Annotated in this window: 18 protein-coding genes, 1 tRNA gene and 1 pseudogene; 10 read left to right on the forward strand and 10 right to left on the reverse strand. The window is 47.4% G+C overall.

The window, feature by feature from the left end:
• Nucleotides 1-646: 646 nt before the first annotated feature.
• Nucleotides 647-1,030 (forward strand): LuxR C-terminal-related transcriptional regulator, encoded by a 384-nt coding sequence (locus AS151_RS03500; RefSeq protein ID WP_071515678.1) that lies wholly within the window; start codon nucleotides 647-649, stop codon nucleotides 1,028-1,030.
• Here the strand turns inward: AS151_RS03500 and AS151_RS03505 are convergent.
• The 4 genes from AS151_RS03505 to gyrB all read right to left on the reverse strand — a co-directional run bounded on the left by AS151_RS03505 (nucleotide 1,027) and on the right by gyrB (nucleotide 6,687).
• Nucleotides 1,027-1,803: an ADP-ribosylglycohydrolase family protein gene (locus AS151_RS03505; protein WP_071515679.1), complete on the reverse strand. Its 777-nt coding sequence runs from the start codon at nucleotides 1,801-1,803 to the stop codon at nucleotides 1,027-1,029. The two genes, AS151_RS03500 and AS151_RS03505, sit on opposite strands and share 4 nt — an antisense overlap.
• A gap of 30 nt (nucleotides 1,804-1,833) precedes the next feature.
• On the reverse strand, nucleotides 1,834-3,459 hold the full coding sequence (locus tag AS151_RS03510; RefSeq protein WP_071515680.1) for a S8 family serine peptidase: 1,626 nt from the start codon (nucleotides 3,457-3,459) through the stop codon (nucleotides 1,834-1,836).
• A gap of 261 nt (nucleotides 3,460-3,720) precedes the next feature.
• Nucleotides 3,721-4,062 carry a hypothetical protein gene (locus AS151_RS03515; protein ID WP_071515681.1) on the reverse strand — a complete coding sequence of 114 codons (342 nt, stop codon included), beginning with the start codon at nucleotides 4,060-4,062 and terminating at the stop codon, nucleotides 3,721-3,723.
• Nucleotides 4,063-4,242: 180 nt separating this feature from the next.
• Nucleotides 4,243-6,687 (reverse strand): DNA topoisomerase (ATP-hydrolyzing) subunit B, encoded by a 2,445-nt coding sequence (gene gyrB / locus AS151_RS03520; RefSeq protein ID WP_071515682.1) that lies wholly within the window; start codon nucleotides 6,685-6,687, stop codon nucleotides 4,243-4,245.
• 144 nt (nucleotides 6,688-6,831) lie between these two features.
• On the opposite strand from gyrB, the gene miaA reads away from it, so the two are divergent.
• From miaA to AS151_RS03545, 5 genes are all read left to right on the forward strand, one after another.
• Entirely contained in the window at nucleotides 6,832-7,779 is a 948-nt protein-coding gene (gene miaA / locus AS151_RS03525) for a tRNA (adenosine(37)-N6)-dimethylallyltransferase MiaA (protein ID WP_071515683.1), read from the forward strand.
• Nucleotides 7,780-7,789: 10 nt separating this feature from the next.
• On the forward strand, nucleotides 7,790-8,176 hold the full coding sequence (locus tag AS151_RS03530; RefSeq protein WP_071515684.1) for a DUF1823 family protein: 387 nt from the start codon (nucleotides 7,790-7,792) through the stop codon (nucleotides 8,174-8,176).
• A gap of 118 nt (nucleotides 8,177-8,294) precedes the next feature.
• Complete coding sequence (locus AS151_RS03535) at nucleotides 8,295-8,699, forward strand: DUF1823 family protein (protein WP_071515685.1); 405 nt, start codon at nucleotides 8,295-8,297, stop codon at nucleotides 8,697-8,699.
• A gap of 104 nt (nucleotides 8,700-8,803) precedes the next feature.
• The gene (locus tag AS151_RS03540) at nucleotides 8,804-9,148 is read left to right on the forward strand and encodes a hypothetical protein (RefSeq protein WP_071515686.1); all 345 of its coding nucleotides are present in this window, start codon (nucleotides 8,804-8,806) and stop codon (nucleotides 9,146-9,148) included.
• 114 nt (nucleotides 9,149-9,262) lie between these two features.
• The gene (locus AS151_RS03545) at nucleotides 9,263-10,744 is read left to right on the forward strand and encodes an adenylate/guanylate cyclase domain-containing protein (protein ID WP_071515687.1); all 1,482 of its coding nucleotides are present in this window, start codon (nucleotides 9,263-9,265) and stop codon (nucleotides 10,742-10,744) included.
• Nucleotides 10,745-10,761: 17 nt separating this feature from the next.
• On the opposite strand, the gene AS151_RS03550 is transcribed toward AS151_RS03545, so the two are convergent.
• Entirely contained in the window at nucleotides 10,762-11,487 is a 726-nt protein-coding gene (locus AS151_RS03550; protein ID WP_071515688.1) for a sulfotransferase family 2 domain-containing protein, read from the reverse strand.
• 382 nt (nucleotides 11,488-11,869) lie between these two features.
• Nucleotides 11,870-12,916 (reverse strand): GUN4 domain-containing protein, encoded by a 1,047-nt coding sequence (locus AS151_RS21285; RefSeq protein WP_244532846.1) that lies wholly within the window; start codon nucleotides 12,914-12,916, stop codon nucleotides 11,870-11,872.
• Between the two features lie 184 nt (nucleotides 12,917-13,100).
• Here AS151_RS21285 and AS151_RS23025 point away from each other — a divergent pair.
• A pseudogene (locus AS151_RS23025) lies at nucleotides 13,101-13,860 on the forward strand (transposase).
• A 119-nt stretch (nucleotides 13,861-13,979) separates the two neighbouring features.
• Here the strand turns inward: AS151_RS23025 and AS151_RS03565 are convergent.
• Together AS151_RS03565 and AS151_RS03570 are read right to left on the reverse strand one after the other, a co-directional pair.
• Nucleotides 13,980-16,595, reverse strand: coding sequence for a GUN4 domain-containing protein (locus tag AS151_RS03565; RefSeq protein ID WP_139240483.1), 2,616 nt, complete (start codon nucleotides 16,593-16,595; stop codon nucleotides 13,980-13,982).
• Nucleotides 16,596-16,685: 90 nt separating this feature from the next.
• Nucleotides 16,686-17,573 carry a 2OG-Fe(II) oxygenase gene (locus AS151_RS03570; RefSeq protein ID WP_071515691.1) on the reverse strand — a complete coding sequence of 296 codons (888 nt, stop codon included), beginning with the start codon at nucleotides 17,571-17,573 and terminating at the stop codon, nucleotides 16,686-16,688.
• 153 nt (nucleotides 17,574-17,726) lie between these two features.
• Between AS151_RS03570 and AS151_RS03575 the strand changes: the two genes are divergently transcribed.
• The 3 genes from AS151_RS03575 (at nucleotide 17,727) to AS151_RS03585 (ending at nucleotide 19,471) form a co-directional block, all read left to right on the forward strand.
• Entirely contained in the window at nucleotides 17,727-18,611 is an 885-nt protein-coding gene (locus AS151_RS03575; RefSeq protein WP_071515692.1) for a class I SAM-dependent methyltransferase, read from the forward strand.
• The gene (locus AS151_RS03580; protein WP_071515693.1) at nucleotides 18,608-19,336 is read left to right on the forward strand and encodes an HAD family phosphatase; all 729 of its coding nucleotides are present in this window, start codon (nucleotides 18,608-18,610) and stop codon (nucleotides 19,334-19,336) included. Before AS151_RS03575 ends, AS151_RS03580 begins: the two co-directional genes overlap by 4 nt.
• A 62-nt stretch (nucleotides 19,337-19,398) precedes the next feature.
• A tRNA-Ala gene (locus AS151_RS03585) sits at nucleotides 19,399-19,471 on the forward strand.
• 254 nt (nucleotides 19,472-19,725) lie between these two features.
• On the opposite strand, the gene AS151_RS03590 is transcribed toward AS151_RS03585, so the two are convergent.
• Nucleotides 19,726-20,625 carry a hypothetical protein gene (locus tag AS151_RS03590; RefSeq protein ID WP_071515694.1) on the reverse strand — a complete coding sequence of 300 codons (900 nt, stop codon included), beginning with the start codon at nucleotides 20,623-20,625 and terminating at the stop codon, nucleotides 19,726-19,728.
• Nucleotides 20,573-21,025: WD40 repeat domain-containing protein (locus tag AS151_RS20590; RefSeq protein ID WP_139240485.1), on the reverse strand; the 453-nt coding region annotated here is incomplete at its 5' end. The genes AS151_RS03590 and AS151_RS20590, both read right to left, overlap by 53 nt.

The raw sequence follows: 21,025 nt of genomic DNA on the forward strand, positions 1-21,025 counted from the left end.
GCGGCATGTAGGTTGTTAAGTTTTTTGAAGCGATCGCGTATTTGATTGCAAGTTGATTGAGTACAGTATTTTTTCGATCGCCATCCTCTATATTGGTTTTCTAGCTGGCAGTCAACTCTTTTTCCGTACTCTACATACCTGCAAGAAAAAACTATTTTTGCCCAGGTTAGATGTTTGAGCGAAAGATTCTCAAAAACGAAACTTTCCCCTTCCTCGGGCAGTGAGAAAAATTTTTCTTTGCACCTAATTTTTGATGAAGTTGTCTTTAGCGTATAGAGATAGTGTACAACGATTTTTTCCGTTTGTCAAGAGACTATCTTTCTGCTAGAACGTTGGTGTAGAGACAGATGGGATGGGACAGTCGTGCGACTGGCTATATGGTAAGTGTCCAATTGCCATTTTCAGAGCGTTTGGCGGAGGGAAGTCTAAGTATTTTCTCTGATGGTAAAGAACAAAGCGGGTCAATTTTTTTTCTGTCTGCGGAAATTGCTGTTTTGCTCCAGAAGTTCCTATAAAGAAACTAGAACAGTAACTCGTTCTGGTTGGGTCGCTGGCGGTCTCCTCGCGATCGCCACCAACGACCAAAAAAGCCGTCAGGGTAAGTACGGAGACACCGTCCTATGCAATTGCAACTAGGAGACAAACTATGCTTGCCCAGGAAATGTTCAGGCAACTGGTAGAACAAGCCGAAAAAACAGTTTCATCGGGGGAATCAGCCCAAGAATTTCCCCTTCTGCACAAAGATCGGGAAAACATTGACGAAATTGTTTTGGACTCCACGATCGACGGAACTCAGTATTATTTGGTACGCCGCCGACCGCGATCGCACAATACCATTCGTTTGAGTCCTCGGGAAAGAGCGATCGCGCGTTTGGTTGCCCAGGGATTGCCCAACAAATGCATTGCCAAACAATTAAACATCAGTCCTTGGACAGTAGCCAGTTACATGCGTCGGATTTTTGCTAAATTGCAAGTCACTTCAAGAACCGCCAGCATTGCCAAACTCATGCAAGAAGACTTGCTGGATTAGTTTTTGCCGTCGTAGGTGGCTAAAAATCGCTTGGTTATCTCTTTCAAAGAGTTATCCAAATATTGCCAAACCGAGGCTGCGATCGCATCGGGAACGCCACCGTAGTAAGCATGGGCGATACCACCGGTAATGCAAGCGATGGTATCGCTATCGCCGCCCAAAGAAATAGCATTGCGGATGGCATCCTCAAAATCCGTAGATTCCAAAAAAGCCACCATTGCCTGAGGAACCGACCCCTGACAGGAGACATCAAAGGAATAGTGGGGACGAATGCTTGCCAAAGACTGACTCAAATCGTAGCCAAAGCTTTGTTCGATGTGATAGCGAATTTCATCGGTACTGCTGCCCGTACGTGCCAGGAAAATAGCCGTCGCCGTAGCCACAGCGCCTTTGATGCCTTCTGGATGGTTGTGCGTTGCTTGTGCAGTACGTTCTGCTTCTTGGCAAACCGTCTGCAAATTGTCAAAAGCAAATCCCACCGGCGAAACCCGCATGGCAGAACCGTTGCCAAAACTGTAGTAAGGTTGGAGACTGTCGGCAACCCCCCAACGGCTGAAATTGCCTCCATATCCGCGATTGGGATAACGATGAAAGTAGCTTTTGAAATAGCCAACGTAGGCATCACCGTTTAAAATAGCATCAGCAACAGCTACCGTAAGAACGGTATCATCGGTAAAATCACAATATTGGGAGAACAAGGGAAAATCCTTGCTCTTGATATTGTTAAATTCGTAAACCGAACCAATAATATCACCAGCGATCGCGCCTAACATCAGCACATCCCCCTAAATTTTCCATCCAACCTAGGCAATTTTAACATTAGAACGCGCCGTTTCCGTTAGCAAATCCTCCACTTGCGTTGGCGTTAGGTGGGGATTGACACTTTGGATTAAAGCCGCTGCGCCGGATACGTGGGGCGCTGCCATGGAAGTACCGCTGAAACTGCCAAAATTATCGTTGGGGAGAGTAGAAGAAATTTCCACCCCAGGCGCTGCTAAATAATCTAACGATACGGCACCAGCGCGATTGGAAAAATCAGCTAAATTACCATTATTATCAGTAGCACCGACAGCAATACCTTGTTGTACCGCTAAATTGGCTGGTGAAGCTGGGATATCGCCACCGCTGTTGCCGGCTGCCATGACGGTAACCGCACCGCGATCGCTTGCATAATTTATAGCAGATTGAAACATCATAGAAGACAGAGGCGAAGGCATTTGAGTGCCCAGGCTGAGATTGATGACATCAGCACCATTGTCGGCGGCGTAGCGGATTCCCCGCACAATATCGGCAATGTTTCCTGCCCCTTGACTGCCCACCGCGCGCACGGGCATAATTTGGGCATCGGGGGCAACGCCAGTAATGCCGATGTTATTATTTTCTGCCGCGATCGCACCAGCTACGTGAGTACCGTGACCGTTCGGATCGTCGGGGGAAGCATCGCCATCCACAAAATCCCAACCCACGGTATCGTCTACAAAGCCATTGCGATCGTCATCAATACCATTATTGGGAATTTCGTCAGTATTGCGCCAAATATTATCATTCAAGTCTATATGGTCGTAGTCAACCCCGCCATCCACAACAGCGACAACGGTATTGGCACCGGTAATACCCTGATTCCAAACTTCTGGCGCTCTCACCACATCCCGTGGCGCGTTATTTCCCCCCAAATCGGGAACTTCGGAAAAGGGCGCTGGGGCGTTGGTAGCGCGATTGACAGCGGCGGCAGCATCGACCAAGCCAAATCCGTAACCGCTGTTAAAGGCTGTTTGCGTGGGTTGGGCAGATAGGGTAAGGTTGTAGGGGGTATTTCCCTGGAATTGATGCACTTGTACCAGATAGGTTCCCGGCTGCAATCCTTTATAGGTAATTTGTTCGGGATTGTTAAACGGTTCTACCGAAATATCAATAAAATCTGCCGAGGGCAAACGGCTATTTTCATCAGGAGAACGCAGCAATCCCAGGTCGGCATCGGCACTCATGCCATTGAGTTCCAGGGTGATATCCTTGGGATTATCTAAAGTAAACCGATAAAAATCATCGCGATCGCTGTTGCCAACAAAGTCCGATTGTACCTGGGTTCCGGTTAAATTCCCCAAATTCCGGGCATCGGCGGGGGTGTTGCCTGGTTCCGGTTGCCCAGTAATCGGATCGATATTGGTAGGGGTGGCGCTGGTTTCCAGGGATTGGATCTCGGCTGACGGAAAGGAATGGGGAACCAACCATTCATCGGCATCAATGGTCGTTTCGTCAAAGGTAGGGAGATTGTCTGCTATGGCGCTATCGGCTATTTGGGAAAAAAATTCCGTTAGCTGCGGCGGCATCAAAGAAGCGATCGCGCTGTGAGAAGCAAAACCAGACTCCCCTACCTGCCCTTGTGGCGTTGTGGCTGCTTCGTTGGTAGTGGGAGAAAGAAATTCTAACATGGTCTCGACCTAGAACGCAGTATCTGCTATTTCTGTTATAACTTGTGCGAGCAGCAAAACGTATCGGAAAAAAGTCTCCGTCAATTTTGGGGAAATTGGGGTTGACAAGTGAAAAATGATTTTTTATAATATTGATATGTCAAGATGGGAAAGGCGCGCGCTTATATATACCCCCCAGGAGGAAATCCCCAAATTGAAGCAGGTCTCAGGAAAATTTTTACGGTTGGTAACCAATTTCTGGGGATTGGGAAGCAGAGATGGTTAATTACCGGCTCCGGCATCGTGGGCTAGTCGTTGCAATTCAAACTCGACAGCAGAAATAAAAGAGCGATCGCTGAGTATATTGGGTAAAAGCCGATTGGTTTCGATGGCAGCGCGCATGAGGTCTTCAGCTTCGATGCTACTCGTACGATAGCCGGCAATTAATTTGCTGTAGCCGGGAATATCAAGTTCGCGGAACGTTCCCTGACGCGCGAGGGAAACCAATTGATGGGGGTTCAGGGAAAATTGTTGCGTTTTGGTTTCGGTTTGCGCGTTGGCAACGGCGGGGAAAGAGGTTGCCAGGGTTAGAGAAAATATACCAGCCATAATCCATTGTCGCATAATTGCAACCTCCTAAAGGGCAGATAACGAAAAGAGAAGATTTTCTCCTTTGATTCTTATCGTGACGCCTGTGGCTGAGAGGTGGCTGTGGGTGGGATGAGAGTAGGCTGAGGATTTTTGAGAAGAGTCGGAAGAGGAGGAAAATTTCTAAATTCCTCCCATGCTTCCCTGCGATAGCGACTAGATATCCAAATCGGTTAAATCCAAGTTAGAACCGTATTTTTCGATGAATTCCCGCCGGGGGGCAACGCGATCGCCCATTAAAATAGTAAATATGCGATCGGCTTCCGCAGCATCTTCAATGGCAATCCGTTTCAAAAGGCGCGATTCCGGCTTCATCGTAGTTTGCCACAGCTGTTCTGGCATCATTTCCCCCAATCCCTTAAACCGTTGGATAGAATAGTTGGCATTGCTGGGGAGACTCGCCAGGTGTTCGTCTAATTCGTTATCGCTGTAGCAATAATGGTGATTGCGACCCCGTTCTACTTTATACAAAGGAGGACAGGCAACATAAACATATCCTTGGTCGATGAGTGCCCGTTGATAGCGATAGAGAAAAGTCAGCAAAAGCGTACGTATATGAGCGCCATCCACGTCAGCATCCGTCATAATGATGATGCGATGGTAGCGTAATTGAGATAAATCGAATTCTTCTCCTTTGACACCCAAACCGAGGGCGGTAATTAATGACTGTACCTCGTTATTTTTATAAATTTTGGCATCATCGGTTTTTTCGATGTTGAGAATTTTCCCTTTCAGGGGTAAAATAGCCTGAAAACGGCGATCGCGTCCTTGCTTAGCACTGTTGTGGACGAAAACACCGCTAGCAAGGGCAAAATTGTGGGTATAGGGAACTTCAATGTCGTATACGTCGTAGCGTTGCGATAGGGAAACCACCGCTACCACCCGACGTTCGGTAGATGGTAATTTTATATTAGCCGATGGAGGAATCGCCGGGTCGCGTTGTTCCCCAGCCACAGCGAATTCCGGTTGCGGTAACCGCTGCGTTTTCCATCCCAGCAAAGCATCGTTGGGGGTGAGTTCGGCGGCTGGTTTGTAAGAGCGATCGCCCAACATAAAGGGATGGTCTGGCGTACAAATCAGCGTTTCTCCCGTATCCAACGTGACCCGAACCACCTCAGCGTGGACTTTCGTCACCCGGGGATGCAAGATCCGTTCGACACCGATGCTGCCATCGTCACGTACCGTATAGCAAAAATGTTCTTTTCCTTGCGCTTGTTCGGCTACCAGTTCTCCAAAACTAAGCTGGCGACCGTCGGCTAGCGCCACCAACGTATCGCGATGGAAACAGCCACCGGCGGAATCCCCCTCCACGATGTAAATTTCCGATTCGCTGGGGTCTTTGGAACTGCAATCAGCTAGCTTCCCTGGCAACGTGGAAGATTCCAAAACCGACTTGCGGCGAATGAGATCCCGCGCGCGCCGCGCCGCTTCCGCTGCATTGAAAGCCTGTAACGCCTTATCTAAAATCGCATCGGCAATTTTAGGATGAAATTCCAAATACTCTTGCAGGTGTTCCCCAATGACGGATTCGACGATACCCCGTACTTCTGGGTTGCCTAACTTGGTTTTGGTCTGACCTTCAAATTCTGGGTCTGGTACCTTCACCGAAATAATCCCTGCCAGACCTTCGCGAACATGTTCGCCACCCAAGTTGGGACTGCCTTCTTTTAGCTTACCGCGCTTGCGGGCAATATTGTTGGTGGTCCGGGTGAGAACGGCTTTTAACCCTTCCATGTGGGTGCCACCGTCGATGGTACGAATGTTGTTGGCGAACCCAAATAGATTGTCGGTGTAGGCATCGGAACACCATTGTAGCGCTGCCTCTACCTGGACGCCATCGCGATCGCTTTGAATGTGGATAATTTCTTCGTGGATTGGTTGGCGTTCCCGATTAATATAGGCAACGTATTCGCGAATCCCGCCAGTGTAGCAATAACTTTCTACCACGGGTTCGTCGCTTTCTAACTGGGAAAAGCGGCGATCGCTAAATGTAATTTTTAATCCCGCATTCAAATAGGCAAGTTCCCGAATGCGGTTGCTGAGGGTGGTAAAATCAAAATCCGTTCCCGAAGTAAAAATTTGCGGGTCGGGTTTAAACTGAACCGAAGTTCCCGTTTGGTCGTCTGGCGACGGCTGGTTTTCCATTTCCCCAACAGGAATTCCCCGTTCGTAACGCTGCCGATAAATCCGATTGTTGCGCTTCACTTTCACCAGAACCCACTCAGAAAGCGCGTTAACCACAGAAACACCAACGCCATGCAAGCCGCCAGAGACTTTGTAGCCTTCGCCGCCAAACTTGCCGCCGGCGTGGAGAACTGTCATCACCGTTTCCAAAGCCGATTTGCCAGTGCGGGAGTGGGTTTCCGTGGGAATTCCCCGACCATCGTCGGTTACCGTCACAGAACCATCGTCGTTGAGATCGACTTCAATGTGGGTACAATACCCAGCCAGTGCCTCATCGACAGAGTTATCAACAACTTCGTATACTAAATGGTGGAGTCCGCGCGCACCGGTGGAACCGATGTACATTCCCGGTCGTTTGCGAACCGGTTCTAGTCCTTCCAGAACTTGAATTTGTTCGGCACTGTAACTGCTGGTCATAGTGAATTGCTCCCGTTGTTTGGGGGATTTTTCCCCTGAAATTTCTTCGCCAACCCAAAAACTTCCTAAATTTTAACACAAAAGGGTTCTTGCTAGTTCTATCCTAGGTAGAAGCGCAATTTTTAAGGGACTGGAGTCTGGTAGGTGAGCAACGTAAAACTCATTGTCATTTGCGGCGCTACGGCAACGGGAAAATCGAAACTGGCGCTGGATGTGGCATCGCAGCTGCAAACAGCGATTATCAGTGCGGATTCGCGCCAGGTGTATCGGGAGTTTGACATTGGAACGGCAAAACCGACTGCCGAGGAATGCCAACAGGTTCCCCACTACGGCATCGATATTTGCGACCCCACCGAAACCATGACGGTGGCTGCCTATCAAGAATATGTTAACCATCTGATAGCGGTCTTTTCGCAAAAAGGTTCTCCGCAAAATCCTTTGCCACTGTTGTTGGTAGGAGGTACGGGATTGTATATCAAGGCAGTGGTTCGGGGGATGAAAATTCCCAGGGTGCCTCCCCATCCTACCTTGCGATCGCAACTATCGGCTTTGGGACAACCCCTCTGCTATGCCATGCTACAGCAAGTTGACCCCACAGCAGCAAGCAAAATTCACGCCAACGATTCGGTTCGGACCTTGCGCGCGTTGGAAGTATTGTACGTTACCGGCGTTCCCATTTCCCAGCAACGGGGAGAAAATCCCCCAGATTATCCGATTTTACAGATTGGTATTGACTGCGATGCGGCAACCTTAGCCTCGCGGATTGCCCACAGAAGCGATCGCATGATTGCCCAAGGATTGGTTTCGGAGGTAGAATATCTTTGCCAGAAATACGGCCGGGATTTGCCTTTGCTAGATACCCTAGGATACGGGGAAATGAAACAATATCTGGCAGGGGAAATCGATTTACCGACAGCGCGGGAACGCACCATCGAACATACGCGCCAATTTGCCAAACGCCAGCGTACTTGGTTTCGGGCCGTACCAGATATAGAATGGTTTTCATGCGACAATCCCAATTTATACCAGTACGTTTGGCAGCGTATCGAAGCGTTCCTGCAAGCCGATTTTACTACCAACCAAGTCAACTAGAGGTTTGCTTATGACTGCCAATCTTACCACCAAACGACCACCGTTAAACACAGATACCATTTGGGCAATTATCAACCGCGAAATCGACGACGACACGGTCAATCAAACCATTTGGTACTATTTGGGATACCGCTACGATGAGAAAAATCAAACCTGGGATACTTCCCAAGTGGATGAATATTGGGTTCGCGACTATCCCGAACCTCCCAATTTCCTCGCCACTCGTCCTCCCAGTGTAAAACTAAATCGTTCCGTTCCCAAAGAAAACCGCCAGTTGGTCAAACGCAAGTTGGGATTTAAAGGATACAAACTTGGCGAATTCAGCTGCTTTCAAGCCAGGCGCGTCATTGCTGCCAATTGGCTGTTAAACTATATGGAATCCCATCGTTCCCATTAAAACTTTTGATAGTTGCCCCCTCCCTATCCCTTTTCCCAAGAGGGACCACAGGGGGTTATATTCAACAATAGATATCAACTATCCTTCGATACTTCAAGAAAATCCGATCGAACCAAAAATGTCCCATTCCGAAGCGAACAATCAACTCCCCCCTTTAAACGCCGATACTCTTTGGGCTATTTTAGAGGAAACCATTAGCGATCGCACGGTCAACGAACTGGTGTGGTCTTGTTTGGGATACCGCTACGACAGCCAAACCCAACAGTGGGATAGCAGCCAAGTCGAACCAGAATGGCGAGAAGAGTATCCAGAACCTCCCGATTTTATTGGGGAACGGAAACCAACCGTCAAACTCACCCGTTCCATTCCCAAAGAAAACAAACAATTATTGAAAGAACAGCTAGGTTTCAAAGGCTATAAAATCGGCGAATTCGGTCCCCGACAAACGCGACGTGCTACTGCCGCCAATTGGTTGTTAAGCTATATGAAAGAACGAGAAATTTCTTTAGAACATCAAACCTAGGGAAAAGGCAAACGATAAAATTGGCTAGGTATAGGGAAATTTTGCAATTTTTCCCAGCAAACCGCCATACTCTCTATTTTCTTAGTTTGTGCTAGACTATAATTATGCTAGATTTATCTGTTATTTTTGAATTTTCGCGTACCAACTGCATTGCTATTTGCGCCTTTCTCGTACCCGCGAATTTGCTGGCAACGCTGACAACGGTCGCATTGGCTGCCTTCCAACGTCCCACCATACACCTGCGGATGGCATTTGGAGTTGCCAGTCTGCTAGCTGTTACCATGGCTTTTCACGTATGGACCTGGCTGGCTATCGGCGTGGTCATGGCACCAACCTATATTTTATTCTCCATAGCGAGTATTTGCTTGGCTATCAATCTTAGCGCGATCGCGTTTCCAGGATGGTTCGCCAACTTCCGCTTTCTTTGGCAACAACGCTTCCCACAATAGAAGTTTTTAAAAACGCCTAAAATATTAACTTTTGTTGCAAAGTTCCCAATCGCAGGAAAAATCCCCGTACGAGTACGCATATAATTCATACTATGCGTATGCGGGAGAGACTTTATGCGCGAACTATTTGATGCTGCAGTTCGTGCGATTTCTCAGTTTTTGTACAAACAAACCACCCTCATCCTGGTGATTTTGTTTTGCGTCGGCGTTGGCGTCGCCATCAGCAGCATGTCTCGCCTTTCCGAAAATATCATCCAATCGCAAGCGTTGGAAACCGCAGCTTGGTATTCGGAATCCCTTCGGGAAGCACGGACCCTCTACAGTTCCCAGACGATTGACAGATTGGAAAACGATGCCAACCTCGACGTAACCGTTACCCACGATTATACCAAACATGCAGGTGCTGTGCCCCTGCCAGCCACATTTTTAATGGAACTTAGCAAAAACCTAACATCCGAGGAAAGAGGTACGGTTGTGCGTTTGTATAGCGATTATCCATTTCCTTGGCGGCAGGAAGAGGGAGGACCGCGAGATACCTACGAACGAGAAGCGCTAGCATATTTAAAGCAGCATCCGGACCAACCATTTTATCGGTTTGAAACTTTCCAAGGTCGGGAATCTTTGCGATATGCGGAAGCCGATATTATGGAAGCTAGCTGCGTAGGGTGTCACAATTCTCACCCGCAAACGCCAAAAGATGACTGGCAGGTAGGAGATGTACGGGGAATTTTTGAAGTGACGCAACCGTTGGATACGTATGTAGCGCAAACCAACGTAGAATTGCGTAGTTTATCGGCAATGTTGGGTGGTTTGTCGATTTTGGGAGTGACTGGCATTGCGGTGGTGATTCGACGGTTGCGGCATATTTCCCGGGAGTTAGAAAAACGGGTTAGAGAACGTACGGCGCAATTGCAGGAGAGTAACGAACAACTGGCAGCCCAACAGCAGCGATCGGAACAATTGCTATTGAATATTTTACCAGCCGCGATCGCCGCTCGTCTAAAACAGGGAAATCAAAAAATTGCCCAAGGTTTTACCGAAGTGACGATTTTATTTGCCGATTTGGTGAATTTTACCCAACTTGCGGAACAGTTACCGGCAGAAATGTTGGTCGATATTCTCAACGATTTGTTTTCTGAATTTGACACCCTAACCGACAAACACGATTTAGAAAAAATCAAGACCATCGGCGATGCCTATATGGTAGCTGGTGGTTTGCCAATCCCAAGAAACGACCATGCAGAAGCGGTAGCAGAAATGGCATTAGACCTTCTTCATGCTGTAGAAGAATTTAATGACAAATACCACCAATCTATCCGCATTCGCGTTGGCATCAATACAGGTCCGGTGGTGGCTGGCGTAATTGGGAAAAAGAAATTTATCTACGATTTGTGGGGAGACGCGGTGAATTTAGCATCTCGCATGGAGTCATGTGGGGAAGTTGGCTGCATTCAAGTTTCGGAAAGTACCTATCGGCGTTTGCGAAGCAAGTATGTGTTTCAAGAACGAGGTTTAGTAACGGTGAAAGGTAAGGGAAAAATTACCTCGTATTGGCTGACAGGCAGGCAGCTTTGTTCTTTGCCGGCGGCTGAATAGGGAAAGCGTAGGTTACGCTAAAAATCGTAATTGAAGGTTTCAATGGTCCACTTAAAGCGATTTTCTATGTTTTCTTTGGTTTCGCGATCGTAATATTTTTGATAAATATCTCGCTGGCTGGCATTGCTGACTTTCAACTTTGGACAAGAGGTACCCAGTTGGTTAAAGACATATTCCAAATCTCGTTCTAGATTTTCAACTTTTCCGACAAAATCAACAATAATTTCCCCGTTTTCGTCGCAAAGCCAATGCGATAAATCTTTCGCTTCAAATTCATTGATATGCGTACTTCCAAAATCGCTCAAAAGAAATTCTTTAAAATCCGAACATTGTTCGACTTGTTTGGCTTTGTTAGCAATACTTTCTTTATAACTTCTTCCTTTTCTCAACCACCAAAAATATGATGAAACCATTAAATCCCAAGGATTTCGGACAAAAGCAAATTTGAAGTGACTGTCCCAAATAGAGTTGCTAATATTCCGTTTAATTGTTAAAGCAGGCGTATGCTTATGATATATCCATCTTGTTCCCTCAGATTTATGAGGAAAATCAGCTGTTTTAAGGGCAGACCTAACAGAAGTCCCTGCTGTTTTGGGAATATGGATAAAAATATATTTATTTTGGTTATCTATATGGACTTGTTGTTTGGCTTGGAATCTCCAGAGTCCCGTTCCCCATTTCCATAAAATTGGGATTTCATATTCAAGCAGGAACTTTTTTACGTTTTCTTTATATTTTTCCATAACTTGCTTTGTGAATAAAGGACTCTCTAGAGGAACAAACTATGCTTTGGGAACAAGTATACTACTTCATTTTCATTCCTAAGGTTTTTCAATAACAAAAATAAAAATTCGTTGTTTGCAAACCAACTAACTACACTGCTACCATACTTCGCGGAGTTGTTTCAAAATTAGCCAGCCTTGTTGTTCTTTTCTTTTAGAACCTTCCGATTTTTATAGTAGACTAGTTTAGAACTATCATATCGGAGTTGGTGGTGGCAGTCAAGTTTCAAAGCGATCGCATTGCTAACCATTTTCAAACCAAAAACAAACGGTTAAACGATGTAGGAACGAACAACATGGCTCTAACCTCTGGCATCATTTACAATTTCATGAAAACGCTATATTATAATTCACAGGTTTCTACACGAGAAAAGAAAATGACCCCCAACCCCCATAATTTTTCATGAGTAACTTTATTCAACACGGAAACATGCCTATCGGGATAGAGAAACTTTATTAACACGGGGAGATATCCCTTCGGCAGCGTGGTTGCTTTATACCATTGTAGTTTTTCATGTGATTTCCATTCTCCTTCCCGTCGCCAACCAACCGTATCGCCAAATTTTCTCCATGTTTTTCCTTCAAACTTATCTGTACCCCCCAAATTTTTATAAATTTGTTTTTGGACGCTGAATCCAAATTTGCCATTACTCGATTTCACCCACAAACGGTCTATGGTTTGCAGGTCTTCACAAGGAAAATTATCGATATCTTTTTTACGGAGAAATCCCTTCTCTTCCCTACCGGCAACTGCCAACATAGCATGAACTGTTTTTTTATCGGCTTGTTTCCATTTGCCAGCCGCTAGCAAGTCTCGCAATCGCCTATAATCGTATCCTACAGCACTTTGTAGGGGAACTTCATCGAGGGTATTTTGCTGTTGGATAAAAAGTTGGGATTCTAATTTTTGATGGAGTTGCGTATTTTCTTGCTGGAAGTTGGTTATTTGTTGTTGCAGTTGGCTAATTTGTTGCTGTAAGGTTTGGTATTGTTCGGTGATTTTTTCTTCTGGTTGGCTACTCTGATTTTCTTGCAAGACTTCCCGCAATTGCTCTACCAACTGTTGCTGCGATGGTTGGGAATGATTTTGAGTTTCTAATTGACCCTGAAGTCGAGCATTTTCTTGCTGTAATTCTGTGATTTGCTGCTGCTGTTGTTCGAATTTTTGCTGCAACTGCTGATAGTTGCGAGAGAGTTCCTGTTGCTGCTGTTGCAATTGTTCGTACTTCCGCCAGATGTCTCTTTCCCACGTCTCTCTTTGAGATAGAAGTTCTGAAGATGACTGGGAAGTGTCATCCAGCTTCGGAGTTGTGGGAAACGGATAGCCACAGTGGCGGCAAAACTGCTGCTCGTCCGTACATTCTTGCTGGCAGATACGACAGGTTTCCACGATCTTGCGTTCTACTTAACTGAAACCAATTTTAAAATAACACAACCAATTCGATTGTGGAGATGGCAACTATCTAGGAATGCTATTTTTCAAAAACCACGGTAGTTTTGATTTTGCCAATCCCTGTGCAAAATTGGATCGTGATTTCCCACTCTAGCTTCTGGTGAGGTCAGTATCGATATCTATGCCACGCCAACTATATCCCGCAGGCTACTGCTACCACATTACGGTTCGCTGCAACAATCGCGAGTTTCGCCTCACCCACCACGAATGCCGTCAAGTGTTGCTTTACGCTATAAAAAAAGCTTTGAGCAAATTTGGGTTTCGGTTGTACGCCCTTTGTATCATGTCCAACCATATCCACTATCTGCACCAACCGCAACAGCCAGAAGACTTACCCAAAATCATGCACTGGTTGAACTGGTATACCGCCATGTGTTTCAATCGTATGCTCAATCGCTGCGGACATTTGGTGGGAAAAACGATACCATAGCCTAGGTTTTGCCAAAAGCGATAGACGACGGGCGTTGAATACGCTACGCTACATCCATGCCAATCCCAAAGCTGCTGGAGCAATGCAATGGGGATTTTTCTACGATTTTAGCAATTATGGCAGCTACGACCGACTCAGCGATGACGGTTTAACTCAATGGCATCCGGCGTTTTTGAGTTTGGGAAACAGTTTGGATGAATGTGCCAGGAAATATCGCGGTTTTTGTCAAAAGTACCAGCCGAAACCCAAGCCAGAGAGGAAAAACCACTGGGGAACGAAGTTGCTACCCAAGATTATTAAGAAAAAAGGCAAGAAACCACCTCGCGGTCAAATGGCTTTATGGGAAAGGTGGGAAGCGAACCATCCCGAAATTCAAGCGGTGGCGAAACAGTTTGTGTTGGCAAACAGCTACAACCCGGAAATAGCGGTTTTGCAGTTTGATGATTGGTAGTGTAGCCACCCCACCTGAGTTCCACGAAATCGTGGGGTGTCAGGTATCGAATTGAGGAAATGCCCATGAATGCGTGAAAAAATCCCTTTAAAACAATTCTTTACATGAAGCTGTATCCCTTATATGTTACAGTTTACAAGTCTCGCGTAGATAAGAGAAGACCACTTCCTCCCCCCTAAGTCACGGACGACGGACGCAACGTAAGGGTTATACGGGTAGTAGCCCACACGGCCCACACGAGCCCCCTCATTCCATCCCACCCTGTCATAGAATACCTTACTTATTTCCTTAGCTTTTTGGTACCAAATTTCTTTCTGCACGCTGAAACCATAGTGCCCGCCACTACATTGTACCCACAGCCAGTCCAGCCAACGCAAGTCTTCGCAAGGAAAGTTCTTGATATCCTCAATTTCCAAAAATTTGTCTTTCCGAGCTACTTGCAGCATAACTTGCGCTGTTTCCTTATCCGCCTCTTCCCATCTTTCCGTCGCTAAATAATAAAACAATTGTTGGTAACGTTCCGGTAGTTGCTGCCTAACAAGATAAATCCCACCTTCTCCATTTCCCCTGTTTTTCCCCGTCCAACAGTCGTTCTCTTTATTTTTCTGCAACGCATACGTTTTCGCTTCTTCCACAGTTGGTAGTCGATAGAAATAGCCGCTTGCTTCTTGTTCTCCCGATACCGGTTCGTTGAGACTCAACCAAGTACAAAACAACGAGGCATCGCGAAAACTGGTCAAAACGGCTTGTTGTGCTGTGTCTCTGGTTAGCGACGATCCATTTTCTGAGTTTTGGTTTTGACAATTGCGAACGTATAATTGATATTCCGCACGGCTGACGGGACGTAAATCGATATCCTTGGTTTCATCAATAGGGAGCAAATCCTGCAAGCGGCGCGATAGCTTTACCTTAGCTGCCATGTCGGCAATCTCTTGTTGCTTCGATGCCAATCCCTCTTCCAGCAAATCTTCTAGTTGTTGGCGTACTTGGGGTTCTACTTGCAACCCTTCCTGCAAGCAATCGTATCCCAAAGATAGGCAATACACATCCCCACCTCTCGAAAGTGCCGTTTCAATCAAAGGCGTTGCGTCGCTTTGAGCGGCATACAACCGAATGGTTTCTCCCCACCAGGGGTTGGCGAAATTGTCGATTAAAATTTGTTGCTGTTGCGTTTTGTGGATTTGAGCGGCAGCTAAATATTCCTGGAAACTGAGGTGAGCAAATTCGTAGGTTCCCAGTTCTTTTTCTACCAACAAACCACTGATGTCTTTAACATTTTCAAAAAATTGCTGCGGCTTTAGGGAAGGAGCCACCGTAGCCAGAGCTTCGCGAATTGCTGCTTCTCCCTCTTTCAGGGTAAAGCGGCGCGTTTCCCGTTGCATCATATCCAATGCCAGTACTTGCAGCACGGATTTCTGCTGTTCTGACGTCAGCGATGCCGGAATCTTTTTAGCTGCTTGGCGCGTTCCCAGCAATACGTCGCAAATCTTTTGATACAGTTCTACCCGCCTGCCTGGCAAGGCATTGCCGCAGTAGTGAACCGTAGCAATCATGGTCACCAACAGGGGATTGCTGGCCATTTTACGAATGGCTGGGGTTTTGATAATGCGATGGATTAGGTTTTCGGCGTTTTCGGTAGCTTCCTGACGCACGGCTGGGGTGTCGCGACCCAAACGAATTCTAATTTCTGTCTGCAAGTACCATTTGCGAATAAACTCGCTCATTTGTGCTAGGCTAAACGGCTGTACTTCCAGGACCAAACCAGCATCTACAGGCGCACTTTGGAAGCCGTGGGGTCGAGAAGTAATCAAAAATTGATTGTGACGGTAAGCTCGCATTTGGTCGTCAACCCACTGGCTCACTTTTTGGCGTTCGGTTTGATTGGCAACCTCATCCAACCCATCCAGCATGATTAAACATTTGCCCTGCTGCAATCGCTGCCGAAACCAATTGGGCGGTGGTGTTAGTTGTTGAAAGGCGGGTTGTTTTTTGACGGCTTGTTCTACGAGTTTGGGTAGGTCAGGTGGCGATTCTTGGATAATTTGCTGGCGAATTTCGCGCAAGTACAGCAAAATGGGAACAAGATTGGGAGCTTTGTGCTGGTGGTGTTTTCCTTTGGCGTAGATGAGGGCAACGTGTTGCAGGAGCGTGGTTTTTCCCGAACCCGGTGCCGCTACAATAGCCAGACGCTTGTAGGCAGAATCGCGAGAACTGGCAGCCAGAAAATGCCAAATTTGTTGCGTGGAACTGGTATCAATCTCTTTTGCCTCGGTTCCCCGTTCCGGAACCATATCCCGACTAATTTTCTCATGATGTTGCCATTGCACCTGCAACGGCACGAATACATCTTCCAGGTCTAAAACTGGTGTACCAACTTGAAATCCTTCTACTTTGATTTCTTGGTAGCTGTCTCGCAGGCTTTGGTAATATTTACTGGCAAATCCCGATAGTTTCCATTTTAGGGCTGTAGGCAAGCGATCGAAGTTCTCCAGCAAAAAATCAGCAAGTTTCTCGCCTCTTTTCTCTGCACCTTGATTAAATTTTTTTATAAATCCCTTACCAAAATTGGTCGCAAAGCCAGAAATGGCAGTTGTAATAAAGGAAATTCCCGCCTGCAGCCACTCCTGCTGCAAGACAAAATGTAGGGAAATGCCACCAAGGGCACCTGTCGGCATCCACGGTAGAAATTTTGCGATCGCTTGTTTCACGACCCCTCCCGATAAACGGTGTTTCAAGTATAAACAATCTCAAATATTCCATCAAATTCTCCCAAGCACCCACGCTCCCAAGCACCCACGCTCCCACGCACCCACGCTCCCACGCTCCTACTGCCGAATCCACCCGTTAATCGTAAAACGACTGTCAGCAAACTTCTGGGAAGGACAATGAATGGGCAACACCTCATGCATGTAGTGACTGGGGAAAAAGACGATGCTGTTGTTACGCGGTTCTACCGTTTTGTAGGTTTCGGCTTTGGTATAACGGTTGTTTTGTAGCTTGCTGTCGTAAATAACTAACTCGCCACCGTCAAATGGTTTGGGTTCTCGATAAAAATAATAGACGTAAGTTAGCACGCGGGTGGCTGTTTCCTTGCTGCCGTTGTCATTGTGGAGCTTGTAAAAATGACCGTCGTTGTGTGCCGTGAGTTGTGCTTCGATTTGAGAAACGGGAAATGGAGCAATTTCTAGTTTGGCACAAACCTCTGGCAATATCGCTTGCAGCCGACGTCGCATTAACTCGGAAAATTGGGGAAATGAATACAAAACTAGGGATTTGCGGTAATTTTCTGCCCCTGTGGAAGTGCTGGTGGGAACAAATTCGGATTCTCGCTGGATGGCGTGCGATCGCAATTTGTCTAATTCTTTCTGAGAAAAGAAATTATCGATTTGCCAATATTTCGCCGGAATTACCCCTGGTGACGCTGGTGTGGGTGCCGGTGCGGAATGGGTGGCTGAGTTGCCAGTTGCTGACTGCACGTATAAAGGGGGTTCGGTTATTAATCCCACCAATTGTTCGCTGGGAAAACACAAACAGCCGCGACCTTCGTTGACAGGAATTTGCAATAAAGTAGATTCGCTGGGACGATTGGCTAAAACCGACAGCAAACGTTTCAGCATCGGCGCGTCAGAGCTAAAATAGAGAACGTGTTGGTGTCCGCCGGCTAGCATGATGGTGGCTTTGACTTCTTGCGCTGGTGTAGGACTCGGTTTCATGATGGGAAAACGAACTCAATTCGCGATCGCGGCATTCAGTTTGTTGCTATTCTCTCATTTCCTCGTCCCCACCGTCAGGATCGAATCTTTTACGCTAAACTGTGTAATATTTAGAAATAAATTTTAGCGATAGTTTACATTGAACGAGGAACTATGAGCGTTCGTAAAGACACGATCTTCGAGCAATTCATTGCCCCAGTAGTGGGTTGGTTCGTTGATGAAGAGGAAACCAAACAACTGCGCGATCGCATTGACTGGGAAACCACCTGCGATCGCCTGCGTAACGATACCTTATCCTATCCCGACTACTACCGCCAAAGCAACTTCCACGGCATCGAAGGTGGCTACCTCACCATCGATGCTGCCGTTACCTACGACCCCATCACCCGCTATGCTGTGCCTCCCAACGAAACCTGGGTGCGCCAGGAAGCCTTGAAACGAGTTGGCGGTTCTCCCCGGCGTATCCTGGATTTGGGATGCGGCACGGGTTCCATGACCGTTATGCTGCAACAAGCCTTTCCCCAAGCAGAAGTCATCGGCATGGATTTGTCTCCCTACATGCTAGCGGTGGCGGAAGATAAGGCAAAAAATGCGCAAACCAACATCCAATGGATGCATGGCAACGCCGAAGCCACCGGATTTGATGACAATTCCTTCGACCTGGTGACCGCTGCCTTGCTGTTTCACGAAACGCCACCGGAAGTCAGCCGCCAAATTCTGCGGGAAGCTTGGCGGATTTTGCAGGGAAACGGCGAAATGTTGGTTCTCGACGGCAACCAGGAAACTTTGCGGGAGTTGGATTGGTTGCGCAATGTCTTTGAAGAACCTTACATCGAAGCGTACGCCAATGGTAATCTAGATGCTTGGATGGGTGCTGCTGATTTCGATGCTATTCGCACCGAGGAAGTTTGGTGGGTGCATCAGGTCACCCGAGGCATTAAGCCGATTCCCGGACAATCGCCGGACTATGCGCGATCGCAACCTATCACGGTTGAGGTAGAATCAGAAGGAGAAAATATCGCCGAAGCGCCAGCATGAGTTTAAAAGCCGTTTTATTCGACTTTAATGGCGTCATTATCGACGACGAACCCATTCACCACCAGCTGCTACAAGAGGTACTGGTGGAGGAAAATTTGCGTGCTGACTTAGAGGAAATTTACCAGGTTTGCTTGGGAAAAAGCGATCGCGTGGGATTGCGGGAACTGCTGGAAAAGAAAGGTCGCGTTGTCAGCGACGAATATATTTTAAAGCTCATGCAGCGCAAAAGCCAAGCCTACCAGGAAAAAATTGCTGCGACCACCAAACTTCCCATTTATCCCGATGCCGAACAGGTAATTTTTCAGCTGCGGGTGGCGAAAATACCACTAGCGGTGGTCAGCGGTGCGGTGCGTGTGGAAATCGAAACTGTTCTCACCCAAGCCAACCTGCGGGATGCGTTTTCTCTTTGGGTCGGCGGCGACGATATTACCGTTAGCAAACCCGAACCCGACGGCTATTTGCTGGCTGTGGAACGGTTCAACCAGCTAGACCCGAACTTGCAGCTACAACCAGAAGAGTGTTTGGTTATTGAAGACACTATGGCGGGGATTCAGGCAGCGCAAGCCGCTGGGATGCAGGTAGTGGGGGTGGCGCATACTTATCCGTTCCACATGCTGCATCGTTTGGCGGATTGGACGGTGGATTACCTGGGAGAATTGGAATTGGGTCGCATTCAACAAGCCTTTGGCGATGAGGTTTCGCCGGCTTTTCAGGCTTTTTCCTGAAAAATACGCCATAAAATTTGGTAAATAGCGGGGGAATCTGCTAGTATAATAGATGGCTTGTTGGGGAATTAGCTCAACTGGTAGAGCGCTGCGATCGCACCGCAGAGGTTAGGGGTTCGAGTCCCCTATTCTCCATTTGTGAATTGAGAAAATAATTTTCAGGCAAACAGGTGGGTGTATTTCCCAAATTGCTTTTCCTATTTCTATAAAGTTTTGCAAGATATAGAATCTGAAAGCTCCTCTTTTTAAGGTTTGCCCTGAAATTACAATAAGGGTGATGGCTGGGGATAGAAAGCGATCGCTCTTTTTTAGAAAACCGTAAAACATTCCCTAGGAAATTGCGATCGCAGTTTTGTATTTAACTAACGAAATGCCAAATGCGATCGCTATTAATTTTTGAGTTCTTCTAAAACTTCATCGGTAAACGGATCGTCTCCTGCTTGGAGTTGTTCGATCCATCCCTGCACTTGAGATTTACGTTCTTCATTGTATGTTCGGTTCACATAAAACTGAAAGTCATCTATTGCTCCTTGGATATCTCCAGTTAAAGCTCGTGCCAGTCCCCGGCTATCTCGGATGACTTCATTATCTGGAGCCAGGGAAACGGCTTTTTGGCAAGCAAACATCACATCTTCCGCACGGCGATGGAGGCTGCCAAACCAACACAAAACACCCCAGTCTCTTGCTGAAATTTCTAGATTGGGATCGCGTTCTAAAGCTTTGTTGAATGCTTGAATTGATTTGTCAATTTTGCTGTCTCTAGCTAATTGCTTGCCTTCTTCCACTTTCGCAGCTGCGACAAGCTGTTGGGTTATCGCGCTAACATTGCTCTCCACCTCTTTGGTACTCGGATCGAGATCGACATGGGGATTGAGTTGCAATGCTCGTTTGAACTTGCTTCTCGCCTCCTCTTCTTTTCCGTTTTGCGCGAAATCGCGACCCTGCCGCACCAAGGCAGGTGCGGCTTTGGCTTTGGGATCGAAGTCCCGAGAAGGATCCCACTTCTGTGCTTGCTCGAACTTTTTCACTGCTGTTGTAAAAATTCCCGCCTGAGCCAACTGTTCTGCTTGTGCGATGACAGCTGGTGCGGCGGCTGCAAGGCGTTTTTCCGTATGGCATACCGTCAGCGGTGCCAAATTATCGGGATGGTGAATGAAATAGTCGTGCAGCCACTGACAGCCACGCTTGGTTAGATTGTCTTGGTCGAAATTCCACAGGCGCACGGTGCCGTCTCCACTAGCAGAAGCCAGGGTGTCTCCGTCGGGGCTGAACGTTACATGATAAACCACACTCTGGTGACCTTCCAAGGTAGCGATGGGGAGTGCCGTCCCGCTGCCACAGGCGCACCGTGTTGTCTCTACTAGCAGAAGCCAGGGTGTCTCCGTCGGGGCTGAAAGTTACACGATAAATCACACTCTGGTGACCTTCCAGGGTCGCAATGGGGGTGCCGTCGCGCAGCCACAGGCGCACGGTGTTGTCTCCACTAGCAGAAGCGAGGGTGTCTCCGTTGGGGCTGAAAGTTACCTGCCTAACCCAACTCTGGTGACCTTCCAAGGTAGCGATGGGAGTGCCGTCCCGCTGCCACAGGCGCACCGTGCCGTCTCTACTAGCAGAAGCCAGGGTGTCTCCGTCGGGGCTGAACGTTACATGATAAACCACACTCTGGTGACCTTCCAAGGTAGCGATGGG

It is taken from the genome of Geitlerinema sp. PCC 9228 (genome assembly GCF_001870905.1).
GTDB lineage: Bacteria > Cyanobacteriota > Cyanobacteriia > Cyanobacteriales > PCC-9228 > PCC-9228.

Excerpts from the sequence above, each read along its gene's own strand:
- AS151_RS03530 (WP_071515684.1), top strand. The coding sequence starts at position 7,790 with ATGACTGCCAATCTTACCACCAAACGACCACCGTTAAACACAGATACC.
- AS151_RS03510 (WP_071515680.1), bottom strand. The coding sequence starts at position 3,459 with ATGTTAGAATTTCTTTCTCCCACTACCAACGAAGCAGCCACAACGCCA.
- gyrB (WP_071515682.1), bottom strand. The coding sequence starts at position 6,687 with ATGACCAGCAGTTACAGTGCCGAACAAATTCAAGTTCTGGAAGGACTA.
- AS151_RS03545 (WP_071515687.1), top strand. The coding sequence starts at position 9,263 with ATGCGCGAACTATTTGATGCTGCAGTTCGTGCGATTTCTCAGTTTTTG.
- AS151_RS03550 (WP_071515688.1), bottom strand. The coding sequence starts at position 11,487 with ATGGAAAAATATAAAGAAAACGTAAAAAAGTTCCTGCTTGAATATGAA.
- AS151_RS03535 (WP_071515685.1), top strand. The coding sequence starts at position 8,295 with ATGTCCCATTCCGAAGCGAACAATCAACTCCCCCCTTTAAACGCCGAT.
- AS151_RS03570 (WP_071515691.1), bottom strand. The coding sequence starts at position 17,573 with ATGAAACCGAGTCCTACACCAGCGCAAGAAGTCAAAGCCACCATCATG.
- AS151_RS03540 (WP_071515686.1), top strand. The coding sequence starts at position 8,804 with ATGCTAGATTTATCTGTTATTTTTGAATTTTCGCGTACCAACTGCATT.
- AS151_RS03505 (WP_071515679.1), bottom strand. The coding sequence starts at position 1,803 with ATGTTAGGCGCGATCGCTGGTGATATTATTGGTTCGGTTTACGAATTT.
- AS151_RS03580 (WP_071515693.1), top strand. The coding sequence starts at position 18,608 with ATGAGTTTAAAAGCCGTTTTATTCGACTTTAATGGCGTCATTATCGAC.
- AS151_RS03515 (WP_071515681.1), bottom strand. The coding sequence starts at position 4,062 with ATGCGACAATGGATTATGGCTGGTATATTTTCTCTAACCCTGGCAACC.
- AS151_RS03575 (WP_071515692.1), top strand. The coding sequence starts at position 17,727 with ATGAGCGTTCGTAAAGACACGATCTTCGAGCAATTCATTGCCCCAGTA.
- AS151_RS03500 (WP_071515678.1), top strand. The coding sequence starts at position 647 with ATGCTTGCCCAGGAAATGTTCAGGCAACTGGTAGAACAAGCCGAAAAA.